We start from the raw sequence: 13,950 nt of genomic DNA, 5'->3' as shown, positions 1-13,950 counted from the left end.
GGCTAGCCCGGGCCAGCACGCGGAGAGGCCCCTTATGACTAGTCGGGAAGGGTAACGATTCTCAGTAGGGCCAGCGCGGTTCAGATGGCCTGCAGCAGCGGAACGAACGCTTCGAAAGCGCGCGCCCGGTGTGACTGCGATTGTTTCTCTTCACTGCTGAAGTCTGCCGTGGTGCGCTCGGCGCCAGCAGGCTGACCGTCAGGGATGAAGATCGGGTCGTATCCGAAGCCGTTCGCGCCGGAGGGTTCGTGCGCGAGACGCCCCGGCCACACTCCTGCCACCGTATGTTCGGTGCCATCGGGCGTCACGAGTGCGATCGTGGAGATGAACTGCGCGGTGCGGTGCGGATCGGCGATGTCGGCGAGTTGGTCGAGCAGCAGCTCGAGGTTCGCCGTGGCATCCTTCTTCTGCCCGGCCCAGTACGCGGAGAATATGCCCGGCGATCCGCCCAGCACATCCACGCAGATACCGGAGTCGTCAGCGAACGCGGTGAGTCCCGTGAGCTCTGCCGCGGCGCGCGCTTTGAGCAGCGCGTTCTCGGCAAACGTCACACCGTCTTCAACCGGTTCCGGACCGTCATAGCCGATGACTTCGAGGTCGGGCCTCGTCATCGCGATGATCTGTTGAAACTCGGCGATCTTATGCGGGTTGTGCGTAGCGAGAACGACTTTGGTCATGCCGTCACTCCCCCGCGAGGGCAGCGAGCTGCCGTTCCTTCAGATCGGCACAGCCGTTGACACCGAGCTCGAGCAGCGCATCGAGTTCGCGCTTGTCGAACGGCGCGCCCTCGGCAGTTCCCTGCACCTCGACGAACAGACCGCGACCGGTGACGACGATGTTCATATCGGTCTCTGCGCGAACATCCTCGACATATGCCAGATCGAGCATGGGCTCACCGTCGATGATGCCGACCGAGACAGCTGCGACCGAGTCCAGCAGCGGAGTGGCGTTCTTGCCGATGAACTTCTTCGTGCGGCCCCACTCGATCGCGTCCGCGAGCGCCACGTACGCGCCGGTGATCGCCGCGGTGCGCGTGCCGCCATCTGCCTGCAGCACATCGCAATCGATGACGATCGTGTTCTCGCCCAGCGCCTTGGTGTCGACGACGGCGCGCAGCGCCCGACCGATCAGGCGCGAGATCTCGTGGGTGCGACCGCCGACCTTGCCCTTGATGCTCTCGCGGTCGTTGCGGCTGTTGGTCGCCCGGGGCAGCATCGCATACTCGGCGGTGACCCAGCCCTTGCCTTTACCGGTAAGCCAGCGCGGAACGCCGTTGGTGAACGACGCCGTGCACAACACCTTGGTGCCGCCGAAGCTGATAAGCGCCGAACCTTCAGCGTGCGAGCTCCAACCCCGTTCGATCGTGATCTCGCGGAGCTGGTCAACGGAGCGGCCGTCCGCACGAACGATGTCAGTCATGAAGTTCCTTTGAATTGGAGATGCCGGCCTCGGCCAGCGCGGAAAGATCGGGAAGAGTGATGACGCCGGTCTGCACATGCTGGACATCGCGCACCTCGGCGCCCATGAGCCGGTTGGCCAGAGCGGTGAACTCCTCAGTGGATTCGCCGGTGGCTTCGTACTTGTACCGTGCCACAGCATCCGGAGGCGCGAGCAGATCACCGCGCATGAGCTGCCGGTACACGTCACCGGCGGTCTCATCGTCGCTGGAAACGAGCGAGACGCCCTCACCCATGACGTAGCTGATCGCGCCGCGCAAGAACGGGTAGTGCGTGCATCCGAGCACGAGGGTGTCGACGTCGGCTTCGCGCAGCGGCGCGAGGTAGTTCTCCGCGGCGGCGATCACCTCAGGGGTGCCGGTGATGCCCGCCTCGACGAACTCGACGAAGCGCGGGCAGGCGGCGGTGAACACGTCGAAACGCTCATCCACCTCGAGCATGTCCTGATAGGCGCGGGAACCGATCGTGCCGACCGTGCCGATGACGCCGATGCGGTTGTTGCGAGTCGTTGAAATGGCCCGGCGCACAGCCGGACCGATGACCTCGACGACGGGGACGTCGTAACGCTCACGCGCATCGCGCAACATCGCTGAGGACGCCGTGTTGCACGCGATCACGAGCATCTTCACGCCCTGGTCGACCAGCGTGTCGAGCACCTCGAGCGCATAGCGGCGGACGTCGGCGATGGGCTTCGGCCCGTAGGGCGAGTTCTGAGTGTCACCGATATAGATGAAGGATTCTCGGGGCAGTTGAGCCCGGATCGCGCGAGCCACCGTGAGCCCGCCGACACCGGAGTCGAAAATTCCGATCGGCGCATCGTTCATGACTCACCAGCCTACCCGCGCACAGAAGTCATGGCGGCGTCGCCACGCTCACTAAACTGGGCGCATGAACTCGTCGACGGCTCTCCTGACGGACCGATACGAACTCACCATGCTCGGTGCCGCACTTCGCGATGGCACCGCAGCGCGCCCCAGCGTGTTCGAGCTGTTCTCCAGACGGCTCTCCGGTGGTCGGCGCTTCGGTGTGGTCGCTGGCACCGGGCGGCTGCTGTCGCTGCTGCGAGAATTCCGGTTCAGTGACGATGAGCTGCGCTTCCTCCGCGATAGCGACGTGGTGGATGCTGAGACGTTGAAGTATCTGGAGAACTACCGCTTCACCGGGTCGATCCACGGATACCGCGAAGGTGAGCTGTACTTCCCTGGTTCGCCCATCCTTACTGTGGAGGGCAGCTTCGCCGACGCCGTTGTGCTCGAAACGCTCGCGCTGAGCGTGCTCAACCATGATTCCGCAGTCGCGACAGCTGCCTCACGCATGAGTATCGCCGCCGGCGAGCGTCCCCTGGCGGAGATGGGCTCGCGCCGTGCGGCCGAGATGTCAGCGGTGGCTGCGGCCCGCGCCGCCTATATCGCCGGTTTCAGTGCGACCAGCAATCTAGAAGCAGGTCGCCAGTGGGGCATCCCCACGATGGGCACGGCAGCACACTCCTGGACGCTGTTGCACGACACCGAAGAAGACGCATTCCGCGCGCAGGTCGAAAGCCTCGGCACCGACACCACGCTGCTGGTCGACACCTACGACATCCGCACCGGCGTCGAGACCGCGATCCGCGTCGCCGGCACCGGCCTCGGCGGTGTTCGCCTCGATTCCGGCGACCTGCCTACAGTCGCCGCCGCGGTGCGCACACAACTGGACGAGCTGGGAGCGGTCAACACGAAGATCACCGTCACCAGCGACCTCGATGAGTACGCGATCGCAGCGCTGGCAGCATCCCCTGTCGACTTCTACGGTGTCGGCACGTCGGTCGTGACCGGATCGGGGTATCCGACCGCGGGTATGGTCTACAAGCTCGTCGCACGGCAGGATCCGAGCGGCGGCTGGGTCGCCGTGGCGAAGGCGTCGACTGACAAAGGGTCCAAGGGCGGACGCAAGGCAGCGTTCCGCACGCTCAGCGGCGGTACGGCCACCGCGGAGACGGTTGTCGTATCCGACGGCTTCGAGGCGCTCGGAAGCGCCGCAGAGTACCCGGATTCGCGGCCGCTGCAGGTCAATCTCGTCGATGGCGGCGAGATCGACAGTTCCTACGAGGGTGCTGCGGGTGCGGCATCCGCTCGTGAGCACCATATGAGCGTTCGCGAGGAGCTGCCCGTGCGGGCACTTGCGCTCAGCAAGTCGGATCCGGCGATCCCGACACGGTTCGTCGACGCCGGGTAATCGGCCTCAGCCGACCATCGACTCGTAGATCTCCTTGCAGGTCGGGCAGATCGGGAACTTCTCCGGATCGCGTCCCGGTGTCCACTTCTTGCCGCACAGCGCGCGCACCGGCCGGCCGGAGATCGCGGATTCGAGGATCTTGTCCTTCTTCACGTAATGGGAGAAGCGCTCATGATCGCCCGGTTCGACGTTCTCTTCCTTGAGAAGTTCTTCCAGTTCGCGATCAAGTGTTGCAATGCCGCCTTGATCGGGGCTGTCCAGCGGAGTACTCATAGCGCCGATTCTAACTGGCATCGCGACGTCGCGGGTCGCGGATGCCGTCTCTCACGCTGTCTCGACGAACTCCATGAGCCGTTCACCGCTGCGGTCGTAGATCCGTCCGCCGATGACCGCTCCGACTCCGAGAATGACGATGCCGGTGCCGATGCCGACCCAGAAGGTGAGCGGGTTGTACACCCCATCGGCTATTACCGTCATGATGAACAGCCACAGGGTGGGTGCGCTGACCACGATTGCGCCCATGAAGGCGGCTGCAGGTCCGAAACCGCCACGGGATGCTGATCGCTGCGGTTGCTCGAACGGGCTGTCCCCGGGACGTGAAACCGCGTACGGCGAGACGACAGAGGAGATGCTGGACAGTCCCAGGCCCGAGAGGAAGAGGCTGGCGGCCAGTCCGATCATCGGCAGCAGCAGGTACCAGCTTTCGACCGTGGCCAGCGTCAGGGGGATGGCGATCGCCAGCACCGGAAGCGCGACCAGAAGGATCGGAGCGAGTCGGCCGAGTCGATCGGACAGTCCGCGCACACCGCTGGCCACATGCGTCCACAGTGCGGTGGAGTCATAGGCGACGTCGTTGTGTGGCAACCAGCCGAAGAACAGCGCCATGAGCGGAACGGGGACGAGCGCTGCCAGGTACAGCGGCACCCCGGCGACCAGCAACGGGAACACCGTCAGTACACCGGCTATCGGCACGATGACGAAGTTGACGATGTAGCGGCGATCGCGCAGCCAGTAGATGAGGCTCCGCGCGGCGACTGCGCCGAGGGCGTTTGCAGGCAGCAGAGCGAACCAGCCGAGGCCGGAGCGCTCACGAGACGTTACCGGGCGGTCGGTGGTGGTCAGCAGGCGTCGAACCAGCCAGGACCACAGCATCCACAACCCGACGAGTGTCACGACGGAGAGGATAGCGGTGATCCAGATTCCGAGGGCGTCGCCGCTTGCGACTGCCAGCGGGAAGGCTACGAGCGCACCGAGCGGGGTGAAGCCGACGACGTCTGCGATAGCGGAGAGTGCTTCAGGTGCCTGCTGGTCCCATTCCAGCGAGGCGAAGAAGACCGCGGCGGGAAAGGCGACGACGACGAGAATCAGAACGAACAGCGCCGTCAGTTCACGCGAGCGGCGTTCAGGAAGAAGCAGTGCGCACACTGCCATTCCGATCCGAGCGGCAACGGTCGGCGCCAACAAGCGCACGACGCCCACTGCGGCTGCCAGCGGCCACGGGATACCGAGCTGAATGGTGACGATGGTGGAGCACACGATGATCGCGAGCAGTGCGAACGAGGGCACGCTGACCAGCGAGGCAAGGGCGAGGATCCACGGCATCTGCCGCTCGCTGACGCCGAAGACACCGAAGCGCCGCGGGTCGAGCTGATCGGTGGCACCGGTCAGGATCGGTCCCAGCAGGAAGCCGAGGAAGATCGCCGCGCCCCCGAGCACGAGCACCGTACGCGCGACGGGCAGCGGGGCATCGCCCAGGCTCAGGATGGCGGTGCAGACGGCAGCCGTCGCCGATACGAGAATGATGAAACCGATGACGGTGCGCACAGTCCGCTCGCCGCGAAGCGCGCCGAGCATCAACGCGACTCTCAGTCGGAGAACGTGTGCAACCATTCCAGGCCCTCCACCTCGCCGATGCCGCCCGAGAGTTCGACGAAACGAGACTCAAGCGTCTGTCCGGCGCGCACTTCGTCGACTGTTCCTTCGGCCAGCACCTCACCGCCGACGATGATCGCGACACGCGAGCAGACCTGCTGCACGAGGTCCATACCGTGGCTGGACAGGATGACCGTGCCGCCGTGGGAGACATAGGCGCGGAGGATGTCGAGGATCACAGCAGAGGACACGGGGTCGACGGCCTCGAACGGCTCGTCGAGTACGAGAACGCGTGGTGAATGGATCATGGCCCCGGCCAGCATGATCTTCTTGGTCATACCGGCGGAGTAGTCCGAGACGACCCGGCCGACGGCGTCGACGAGATCGAAGGCGCGCACCAGGTCGGCGGCGCGCTTCTCGATCACATCGGCGGACAGTCCGCGCAGCAGACCGTAGTAATGCAGCAGCTGACGCCCGGTCAGTCGATCGAAGGTGCGCAGACGATCGGGCAACACACCCATGACGCGCTTGGCGCCCTGGGAGTCAGCGGCCTGGTCGATGCCGCACACCACGACCTCGCCCTCATCAGCACGCAGCAGTCCCGCCAAGATCGACAGCGTGGTCGTCTTACCCGCGCCGTTCGGGCCGACGATGCCGTAGAAGCATCCGGTCGGGATCGTCAGATTGATGTTGTTGACAGCGCGGTGGTCACCGAAGTCCTTGATGAGTCCGCGGATCTTGACCGCGTCAGTGGCGGATGCCGCGCCGACGGCGTCTGCGACGACCGCGGTGAGGGCCTCAACAGCGTCGGATGCTGTGTCTGCTGCGGTTGCGGTGTCTGCGGCCTGTTCCGGGGCTGGCTCGGCCGGCTCGGAGGCTGACTCGGCCGCCGGCTCGGCCGAGGGTTCCGTGGCCGGCTCTGCGGCGGGTTCGGATTCGGCGAGCTCCGCGGCAGATTCGGGTTCGGCCGGTGCTCGGACTGCGTCGGCGACGGGCGCCGCGGCATCGGCGGCCACGGCGGACTTCACACGGGGCTTCCGCTTGGCCGGCGTCTTCTCGGTGGCAACTTCGAGTGCGGCATCCTGCTCGGGAGCTTCGACGACGGCGTCGTTTGCGACGGCATCCGTCTTCTCAGCAGTCTTGGTTGCTTTCGCCTCGTCAGCGGCCTGCTCGGCTGCCTTCGCGTCCGCTGCCCTTTTCGCCGCGGCAGTCTTGGCTGCCGTCGTCTTTGCTGCTGCGCTCTTGGCCGAAGCGGTCTTGGATGCTGCTTTCTTCGCCGCCGTCTTCTTCGCCGCGGATTGCGCTGCCACAGTCTTCGCCGCGGTCGACGTCGCGGGCGAGGACTTCGCAGCGGTCGACTTCGGGGTCGACTTCGGGGTCGGGGACTTCACAGTAGAGGCGTTCGATGACGACTTTTTCGGAGCGGCAGCCTTCGCCGAGGTCGTCGTGGATGCTGGCTTCTTCGCCGCCGTCGTCGAACGCGCTTGCGCCGCCTTCACCTCGGCAGACCTTGGCGCACGGGCGGCGGTCGCCTTTTTCTGCTGATCAGCACGGTCATCGCGGGGAGAAGTCACTGTCTTACGCTATCAATCGGGATGGACTTTCTCCGGATCGAGCGAAATAATTGCCACCTGTGCATCTGGTGTGTACCTGATCACGAAATGGCAACGTCGCCGTCATACCCCGCAGGTTCCCAGGGGTCGTCGCTAGCATAAGGGCGGCACGAAGAAGTGTCTGGTCGATTAACCGACCGTGAACACAGATTCTTTTTAGGAGTATTCGTGACTCTTCAGACCGTCATTCTCGCTGCTGGCATGGGCTCGCGCCTGGGCCGTGCCCTGCCCAAGCCCCTCACTGAGCTCGGCGACGGCCGCACGATCATGCAGCAGCAGCACGAGAACATCCGCGCTGCTTTCGGAAGCGACGCCCGCATCACTGCCGTTGTCGGGTACCGCGCTGAGACCATCATCGAGGCCTTCCCCAACGTCAACTACGTTCACAACGAGCGCTACGACGAGACCAACACGTCCAAGAGCCTGCTGCGCGCTCTCAGCGCGACCGGCAAGGGCGGCGTGCTCTGGATGAACGGCGACGTGGTCTTTGACCCGCGCATCCTGGGACGTGCAATTGAGTTCATCGAGCGCGACCAGTCGTTCGTCACCGTCAACACCTCCAAGGTCAGCGACGAAGAGGTGAAGTACACGGTCACGGCCGAGGGCTTCATCAACGAGCTGTCCAAGACCGTCAAGGGCGGGCTCGGCGAGGCTGTTGGAATCAACTACATCTCCTCGACGCACAAGAAGGCGTTCATGCGTCAGTTGCAGCGCGTCGAGGACCAGGACTACTTCGAGCGCGGTCTTGAGCTCGCGATCGCAGAAGACGGTCTGCTGCTCGAGCCGATGGACGTCTCGGACCTGTACGCCGTCGAGGTCGACTTCGCCGAAGACCTGGAGCGCGCGAACCTCTTCGTTTGATCTTCATACTTCGCTGCACCACGCAGAGCCCGCCCCTTTTCGATGGGGCGGGCTCTCTGCGTTTTCCCGGACGGCGATTCTAAGATCAACATGATGGCTAAGAAGGTGCACACGATCCACTCCCTTCCCACGGATGCCCCGTGGGATACGGGAGTTCCTCCCGTCGGCTCCGACGAGCATCCGTTCACCGTGCGCGGGCTGGATCGCGTGCTGTCGATTCAGCGGCCCCTCGTGATCGCTCATATCCGCAGCATCCGCCTGCGCAATCCGGATGCCACGCCGGCTCAGCTCGTGCGTATTCTCGAACGTCGATATCTCGCCGCGGTCACCACCGGGGGCGCGGCGGTCGGCGCGACAGCGGTCGTCCCGGGAATCGGCACCGGAATCACGCTGGCGCTGTCGGGCGTGGAGACCGTCGGATTCGTGGAGTCGACGGCGCTGTTCGCGCAGTCGGTCGCCGAAGTCCACGGCATCGCCATCGAGAACCCGGATCGCGCGCGTGCGCTCGTGATGACGCTGATGCTCGGCAAAGAGGGCGTCGATCTCGTCGGCCAGCTCACCAAGCAGGCGACCGGACGAGGCGCGAGCCGCTCCGCCTACTGGGGCGAGCTCATCACGAAGTCGCTCCCGCGCGCGGCGGTCGGGCCCGTGGTCGATCAGCTCAAGACGATGTTCATGAAGCATTTTGCAGCGGCGGGTAGTGCGTCCTTCCTCGGAAAGGCACTGCCGTTCGGGCTCGGGGCGGCGGTCGGTGGAGCCGGAAACCATCTTCTTGGTCGTCGTGTGCTCACGACATCGCGGCGTGCGTTCGGCGTTGCCCCGGCCGTGCTGCCGGACGCCCTGGAACCGGTCGCAGGAGCTGAGAAGCTGGAATTACGGATGCTGCGTGGTGCGCGCTACGCCGGAGGCGCCGTTGCGGGCGCTGCCGGAAGCATCGCCCGAGGCGCCGGATGGATCGGGCACCAGGTCGGTTCCGTGGCACGGCGAAAGCCGAAGGCAACGGAGATCGAAAGCCTCGACTCCTCCTCCACGGATAGGGATTCTTAGGACTTATCCCCCGCCCGCGTAGAAGGTCCATCTCCGGGCGAACTGGCGTCGGATGCCACTCCTACCGTGGCGGGCATGCTGAGACCGCTAGATCTGACCGAGCTCCCGCCTCCACCCGCCTACCGTGTTCCGTGGCGTGTGCTGCGCAACGATCCGGAGCATCCGATCATCGTGAACGACGGACGGGATTCCGCGGATCTTGTGCGGGTATTTCACGACGATGGTGGCGCCACCGGCCCGCCCCAGCTGTGGGGGCAGGTACTGCCGGCAGAGCAGATCGAACTGTGCCTGTGCGCAGTCGACACCGACAACGCGACGGTGACTCTCGCGTGGTTCCGCCAGGCTGACGGGCTGGAGTATGTCTGGAGGTTCGTCGTCTGAGGATGCGCGGTCGCGCAGAGACTATTCGCCTTCGCGGCGGCGCAGCTCACGCCGGAAATCTGCCTCGGAGTATGGTTTCAGATCTTCAGGGAGATCTGACGCTGTGAGCCCTTTCAGGAAAACCGTCGGCTCAACCTCGAGTGCGGTCGCGAGCTGAATCAGCACGAAGAGCGTCGGGTTGCCGTTGCCACCCTCGATCCGAGCCAGGTGCGACACATCCATGTCGGCACGCTCGGCGAGCTTCGCCCGACTGATCGTCGCTTTGGAACGCAGTTCCCGAACGAGCAATCCAACATGCTCAGATGCTCGAGACCGGGGCGCTTTCATCCTTTAAGCATCCCGGCGCTAGGCGCTCCTTCCGCAGGGCTATAGGCGTGGGCTTATATGCCATCGTCTGGCGTGCCTGTTTTGATCTGGTTCTTCTCGATCTGTCGCGTCCTTACGCACGGGCATGTCGTGAACCAGGAGTCCGTCTTGTGAGCAGTCTCGGATCATTTCAATTTCTCCACGGTCGATGGACCCCGCGGGCTCCGGCCGGGACAGGGACCACGAAAGACCCACTCCTCGTGCGGCTCGCCGAGATCCTCGTACGGTTGAACGAATTGTGCGCTGACGACGACTTCACCACAGGTCAACTCGCAGAAGCAGTTCCTCGAATCACCCGATCTGACGGATGCCGTCACCGGCGCCGTGCTGAGCAATCAGGACACGAACAACCGCATCGTCGATCGCAGATTAGAACGAATGTCTGAGGTCAATGTCAGTATGAACTATGGCAGTTTTCAGCGACGTACTCGACCTGATCCCCGCGTTGCGGGGACAGTGCGCCGGTGTCGCATGCACGTTGCCCATCGAACTGAACGCCATGGATGACGCGGCGATCGTCGCCACCCTCACCGAAGCCACCGAACTCGTCAACCAGCTAGAGCAGATCCGACTCGCAGCGAGCGGCGTCGTTGCCGTCCGGTCATCACGCGGGACGGGGCATTCCGGACTCGCACAGTCGCGTGGTCATCGCAGCGCGAGCGCGCTGATCCAAGACATCACCGGCTCAACCCGTGCCGAAGCCCACCGCATGGCGCGGGTAGGCCAGACGCTCCTGTCCGACGGCCAAGCAGATGCCAAAGGCTGGGCCACCGGCACTGGCACCGGCCCTGGTGAGCCTGGCTCTTCTAGCTGGCTCGGCGGACCGGGCGAAGCACCGAACTATGGCAACGGCGACGCGGCGGCACCTGGTAACGATGCCGGGACGGGAAGCGGGAGCAGCACTGGGGCTGGCGCTAGAGATGGCGGGGATGACCCCACCATCTCGTGGGGCACCGATGACGGCAGCTCAGGCAGCGAAGACGCTCCGAGCAGCGACGGCGCGTCCCAGCCGACACCTCCCCCGCCCAATTGGCACGCACCATTGAGCCGAGCGCTGCTGAACGGCGCTATCACTGGCGCGCAACACGACGTGATCCGGCGCGGCCTGGGCGAACCACCGACGATTGATCGTGCAACGCTCAACTCACCCGAAGATGCCGCAAGACTCGAAGAGACGTGGCGCGAAGCATGGCAGCTTGCCACCGAACAGCTCATCACCGAAGCGGCGGATCGCACAGTCGAAGAACTCGGTTCCACTGCGCGGATGATCCGCGACCAACTCGACCCCGAAGGCGCAGCCGCTCGCTTCGAAGAGCGCTACGCGAGACGCTCATTCCGGCTCTGGACCGACGCCGACGGCGTGCACCACGGCAGTTTCATCTTCGACGACGAAGCAGCCGCCCTTGTCCGCACGATCCATGATGCAGCCCTTCGCCCACGCCGCGGCGGACCGCGCTTCATCGACTCCGATGAACGAGCCGCAGCAAAAGACCTCGCAGACGACCCGCGCACCAACGATCAACTCGCGCACGACCTCATGATCGACGTGCTGCGCGCTGGCGCGCTGGCCGATGCGAAAACAGTGTTCGGCGTCCGGCAGGCCGGATTGCGGCTGGTGCAGACCCTGAACTCCGACGGCACCCACGGCCCTGCCCACACCGAGGACGGCGTGACACCAATCCCCGCAGCGTTCGCTGCACAACATGCATGCAACATCGGATTCATACCGATCAGCGTAGACAGCGACGGCAATCCACTCGACGTCGGCAGAGAACAGCGCCTGTTCACGACGAAACAGCGCATTGCGCTCGCGATACGCGACGGCGGTTGCCGGTGGAAGGGATGCGATAGACCCGCCTCCTACGGCGAAGCCCACCACATCGATCATTGGTCAACTGGCGGACGCACCGACATCGACCGGGGCATCCTGCTGTGTCGATTCCATCACCTGCAACTGCACAACGGCGGCTGGTCGATCACACGAGATCCGGACGGCCACTTCGTGCTGCACGATCCATCCGGCGGCAGTCGCATACTCCATCGAAGACTCGCCCTCCGCTATGCGTTCAACGACATCGATCCACCGCCACGACGATTCCGGCGAGTCGCATGAACTGTTCGCGTGCGGCTTCCGGTGCAAATGCAGAACACTCGAACTCGACGAATCCGATGCGTACATCGTTTTGCATCGGATGGGTGGAATCCTGCAAAGGATCCGGCAACCCATTGTGCGAGGCATCCAACGCCCGGCGCCATCCCCCTACTAGTGTGGAATCCGTGACGGACACTCCTGACCTCTTTACCACCGCCGGCAAGATCGCCGACCTCCGCGCCCGCTATACCGAGGCCGTGGTCGACGCTGAAGAGGTCGCGAAGGGGAAGCAGCACGCCAAGGGCAAGATGACCGCCCGCGAACGCATCGAATGCCTGGTCGACCCGGGCAGCTTCGTCGAGTTCGACGAATACGTGCGCCACCGCACCACCGCCTTCGGCATGGATCGTTCCCGCCCCTACGGCGACTCCGTCGTCACCGGCGTCGGCACGATCCACGGCCGCACGGTCGCCGTCTACTCGCAGGACTTCTCCACCTTCGGCGGCTCGCTCGGCGAGGTCGCCGGCGACAAGATCATCAAGATCATGGAATACGCCCTCGCCGGTGGCATGCCCTGCATCGGAATCCTCGACTCGGGCGGAGCGCGCATCCAAGAGGGCGTCGTCGCCCTCGGCAAGTACGGCGAGATCTTCCGCCTGAACACTCGCGCATCCGGTGTCATCCCGCAGATCTCAATCATCATGGGGCCGGCCGCGGGCGGCGCCGTGTACTCCCCGGCTCTCACCGACTTCGTCATCATGGTCGACAAAACGAGCCAGATGTTCGTCACCGGCCCCGACGTCATCAAGACCGTCACCGGCGAAGACGTCGGCATGGAAGAGCTCGGCGGCGCATACACGCACAACACCCGCTCCGGCGTCGCGCACTACCTCGCCGAAGACGAGGACGACGCGCTCGACTACGCACGCACCCTCCTCAGCTTCCTGCCCGACAACAACATGGCGGAACTCCCCTCCTACGAGGGCGTTTTCGAGTTCGAAACCACGGATGCTGATCGCACGCTGAACACGATCATCCCGGACTCCGCGAACCAGCCCTACGACATGCACACGGTCATCGAGCACGTCGTCGACGACGGCGACTTCCTCGAAGTTCAGCCCCTGTTCGCGCCGAATATCCTCATCGGCTTCGGTCGCGTCGAAGGACGCACCGTCGGCATCATCGCCAACCAGCCCTCGCAGATGGCGGGAACCCTGAACATCGAAGCCGGCGAGAAGGCCAGCCGCTTCGTCCGCTTCTGCGACGCGTTCTCCGTCCCGATCGTCACCCTCGTCGACGTTCCCGGATATCTTCCCGGCACCGACCAGGAATGGACCGGCGTCATCCGCCGCGGCGCGAAGCTGCTCTACGCCTACTCCGAGGCGACCGTGCCGCTGGTCACCGTGATCCTCCGCAAGGCCTACGGCGGCGCATACATCGTCATGGGCTCCAAGCAGCTCGGTGCCGACGTCAACCTTGCCTGGCCGACCGCCGAGATCGCCGTCATGGGCGGCCAGGGCGCCGTCAACATCCTCTACCGCGGCGAAATCCGCAAGGCGGAGGAAGCCGGCGAAGACGTCGCAGCAGTGCGCACGCGCCTCGCCAACGAGTACACCTACAACGTCGCATCGCCCTTCCTGGCTGCGGAACGCGGAGAGCTGGACGGCATCATCGAGCCGGCCAACACCCGAGTCTCGATCGCCAAGGCGCTGCGCTCGCTGCGCGGCAAGCGCGAGGAGCTGCCTCCCAAAAAGCACGGGAACATCCCGCTGTGACCGATCCCGATCACGCACCCGACGTCCGAATCATCCGCGGCAACGCGAATGAGGAAGAACTTGCCGCCCTCATGGCGGTCGTCACTGACGCGTATGAGCGCGAAGCAGCGGATGCTGTCGCCGAAGAGCCGAGCGTGTCCGCATGGCAACGAACCCAACGCCCACTGCGCAAGCCGCTGCGGCGTGACATTCCGTGGGGACGATTCTCGGGCTGATTCCGCCCCTCGACAGGCTCAGTGATCGGTGACAGACTCAGGAATCGGCGACAAGCT

14 protein-coding genes are annotated in these 13,950 nt (G+C 64.6%); 7 read left to right on the top strand and 7 right to left on the bottom strand.

Features of this window, described 5'->3' with window-relative positions:
• Window positions 1-80: 80 nt before the first annotated feature.
• Genes rdgB through murI form a run of 3 tightly spaced genes read right to left on the bottom strand, consistent with a single transcriptional unit; the run spans window position 81 to window position 2,281 of the window.
• On the bottom strand, window positions 81-677 hold the full coding sequence (gene rdgB, locus ACSS7Z_RS12450) for an RdgB/HAM1 family non-canonical purine NTP pyrophosphatase (RefSeq protein ID WP_438255147.1): 597 nt from the start codon (window positions 675-677) through the stop codon (window positions 81-83).
• A 4-nt stretch (window positions 678-681) separates the two neighbouring features.
• Window positions 682-1,419, bottom strand: coding sequence for a ribonuclease PH (gene rph / locus ACSS7Z_RS12445; protein ID WP_438255146.1), 738 nt, complete (start codon window positions 1,417-1,419; stop codon window positions 682-684).
• Window positions 1,412-2,281: a glutamate racemase gene (gene murI / locus ACSS7Z_RS12440; RefSeq protein ID WP_438255145.1), complete on the bottom strand. Its 870-nt coding sequence runs from the start codon at window positions 2,279-2,281 to the stop codon at window positions 1,412-1,414. Before murI ends, rph begins: the two co-directional genes overlap by 8 nt.
• A 64-nt stretch (window positions 2,282-2,345) precedes the next feature.
• Here murI and ACSS7Z_RS12435 point away from each other — a divergent pair, with 64 nt between their 5' ends.
• Window positions 2,346-3,671, top strand: a complete 1,326-nt coding sequence (locus ACSS7Z_RS12435; RefSeq protein WP_438255144.1) for a nicotinate phosphoribosyltransferase — start codon at window positions 2,346-2,348, stop codon at window positions 3,669-3,671.
• Window positions 3,672-3,677: 6 nt separating this feature from the next.
• On the opposite strand, the gene ACSS7Z_RS12430 is transcribed toward ACSS7Z_RS12435, so the two are convergent.
• The 3 genes from ACSS7Z_RS12430 to ACSS7Z_RS12420 are packed head-to-tail and all read right to left on the bottom strand — an operon-like array spanning window position 3,678 to window position 7,117.
• The gene (locus tag ACSS7Z_RS12430; protein WP_438255143.1) at window positions 3,678-3,944 is read right to left on the bottom strand and encodes a DUF3039 domain-containing protein; all 267 of its coding nucleotides are present in this window, start codon (window positions 3,942-3,944) and stop codon (window positions 3,678-3,680) included.
• A 51-nt stretch (window positions 3,945-3,995) separates the two neighbouring features.
• Window positions 3,996-5,561, bottom strand: coding sequence for a hypothetical protein (locus ACSS7Z_RS12425; protein ID WP_438255142.1), 1,566 nt, complete (start codon window positions 5,559-5,561; stop codon window positions 3,996-3,998).
• Window positions 5,537-7,117 (bottom strand): ABC transporter ATP-binding protein, encoded by a 1,581-nt coding sequence (locus tag ACSS7Z_RS12420; RefSeq protein WP_438255141.1) that lies wholly within the window; start codon window positions 7,115-7,117, stop codon window positions 5,537-5,539. The genes ACSS7Z_RS12425 and ACSS7Z_RS12420 overlap by 25 nt, the downstream gene beginning before the upstream one ends.
• 207 nt (window positions 7,118-7,324) lie before the next feature.
• Between ACSS7Z_RS12420 and ACSS7Z_RS12415 the strand changes: the two genes are divergently transcribed.
• The 3 genes from ACSS7Z_RS12415 to ACSS7Z_RS12405 all read left to right on the top strand — a co-directional run bounded on the left by ACSS7Z_RS12415 (window position 7,325) and on the right by ACSS7Z_RS12405 (window position 9,445).
• Entirely contained in the window at window positions 7,325-8,017 is a 693-nt protein-coding gene (locus tag ACSS7Z_RS12415; protein ID WP_438255140.1) for a phosphocholine cytidylyltransferase family protein, read from the top strand.
• Between the two features lie 93 nt (window positions 8,018-8,110).
• Window positions 8,111-9,064 (top strand): hypothetical protein, encoded by a 954-nt coding sequence (locus ACSS7Z_RS12410; RefSeq protein WP_438255139.1) that lies wholly within the window; start codon window positions 8,111-8,113, stop codon window positions 9,062-9,064.
• 75 nt (window positions 9,065-9,139) lie between these two features.
• Window positions 9,140-9,445, top strand: coding sequence for a hypothetical protein (locus tag ACSS7Z_RS12405; RefSeq protein ID WP_438255137.1), 306 nt, complete (start codon window positions 9,140-9,142; stop codon window positions 9,443-9,445).
• Between the two features lie 21 nt (window positions 9,446-9,466).
• Here ACSS7Z_RS12405 and ACSS7Z_RS12400 read toward each other — a convergent pair whose 3' ends face one another.
• Complete coding sequence (locus tag ACSS7Z_RS12400) at window positions 9,467-9,733, bottom strand: helix-turn-helix domain-containing protein (protein ID WP_438255135.1); 267 nt, start codon at window positions 9,731-9,733, stop codon at window positions 9,467-9,469.
• Window positions 9,734-10,217: 484 nt separating this feature from the next.
• Here ACSS7Z_RS12400 and ACSS7Z_RS12395 point away from each other — a divergent pair, with 484 nt between their 5' ends.
• The 3 genes from ACSS7Z_RS12395 to ACSS7Z_RS12385 all read left to right on the top strand — a co-directional run bounded on the left by ACSS7Z_RS12395 (window position 10,218) and on the right by ACSS7Z_RS12385 (window position 13,893).
• Window positions 10,218-11,924: an HNH endonuclease signature motif containing protein gene (locus tag ACSS7Z_RS12395; protein WP_438255134.1), complete on the top strand. Its 1,707-nt coding sequence runs from the start codon at window positions 10,218-10,220 to the stop codon at window positions 11,922-11,924.
• A gap of 155 nt (window positions 11,925-12,079) precedes the next feature.
• The gene (locus ACSS7Z_RS12390; protein WP_438255132.1) at window positions 12,080-13,678 is read left to right on the top strand and encodes an acyl-CoA carboxylase subunit beta; all 1,599 of its coding nucleotides are present in this window, start codon (window positions 12,080-12,082) and stop codon (window positions 13,676-13,678) included.
• Window positions 13,675-13,893: an acyl-CoA carboxylase subunit epsilon gene (locus ACSS7Z_RS12385; RefSeq protein WP_438255130.1), complete on the top strand. Its 219-nt coding sequence runs from the start codon at window positions 13,675-13,677 to the stop codon at window positions 13,891-13,893. Before ACSS7Z_RS12390 ends, ACSS7Z_RS12385 begins: the two co-directional genes overlap by 4 nt.
• The last annotated feature ends 57 nt before the right edge of the window (window positions 13,894-13,950 follow it).

This window comes from Microbacterium wangyouchuni, from assembly GCF_051546305.1.
Taxonomy (GTDB): Bacteria; Actinomycetota; Actinomycetes; order Actinomycetales; family Microbacteriaceae; genus Microbacterium.
Note: the sequence above shows the minus strand (reverse complement) of the source record. Positions and strands in the feature narration are given on the sequence as shown.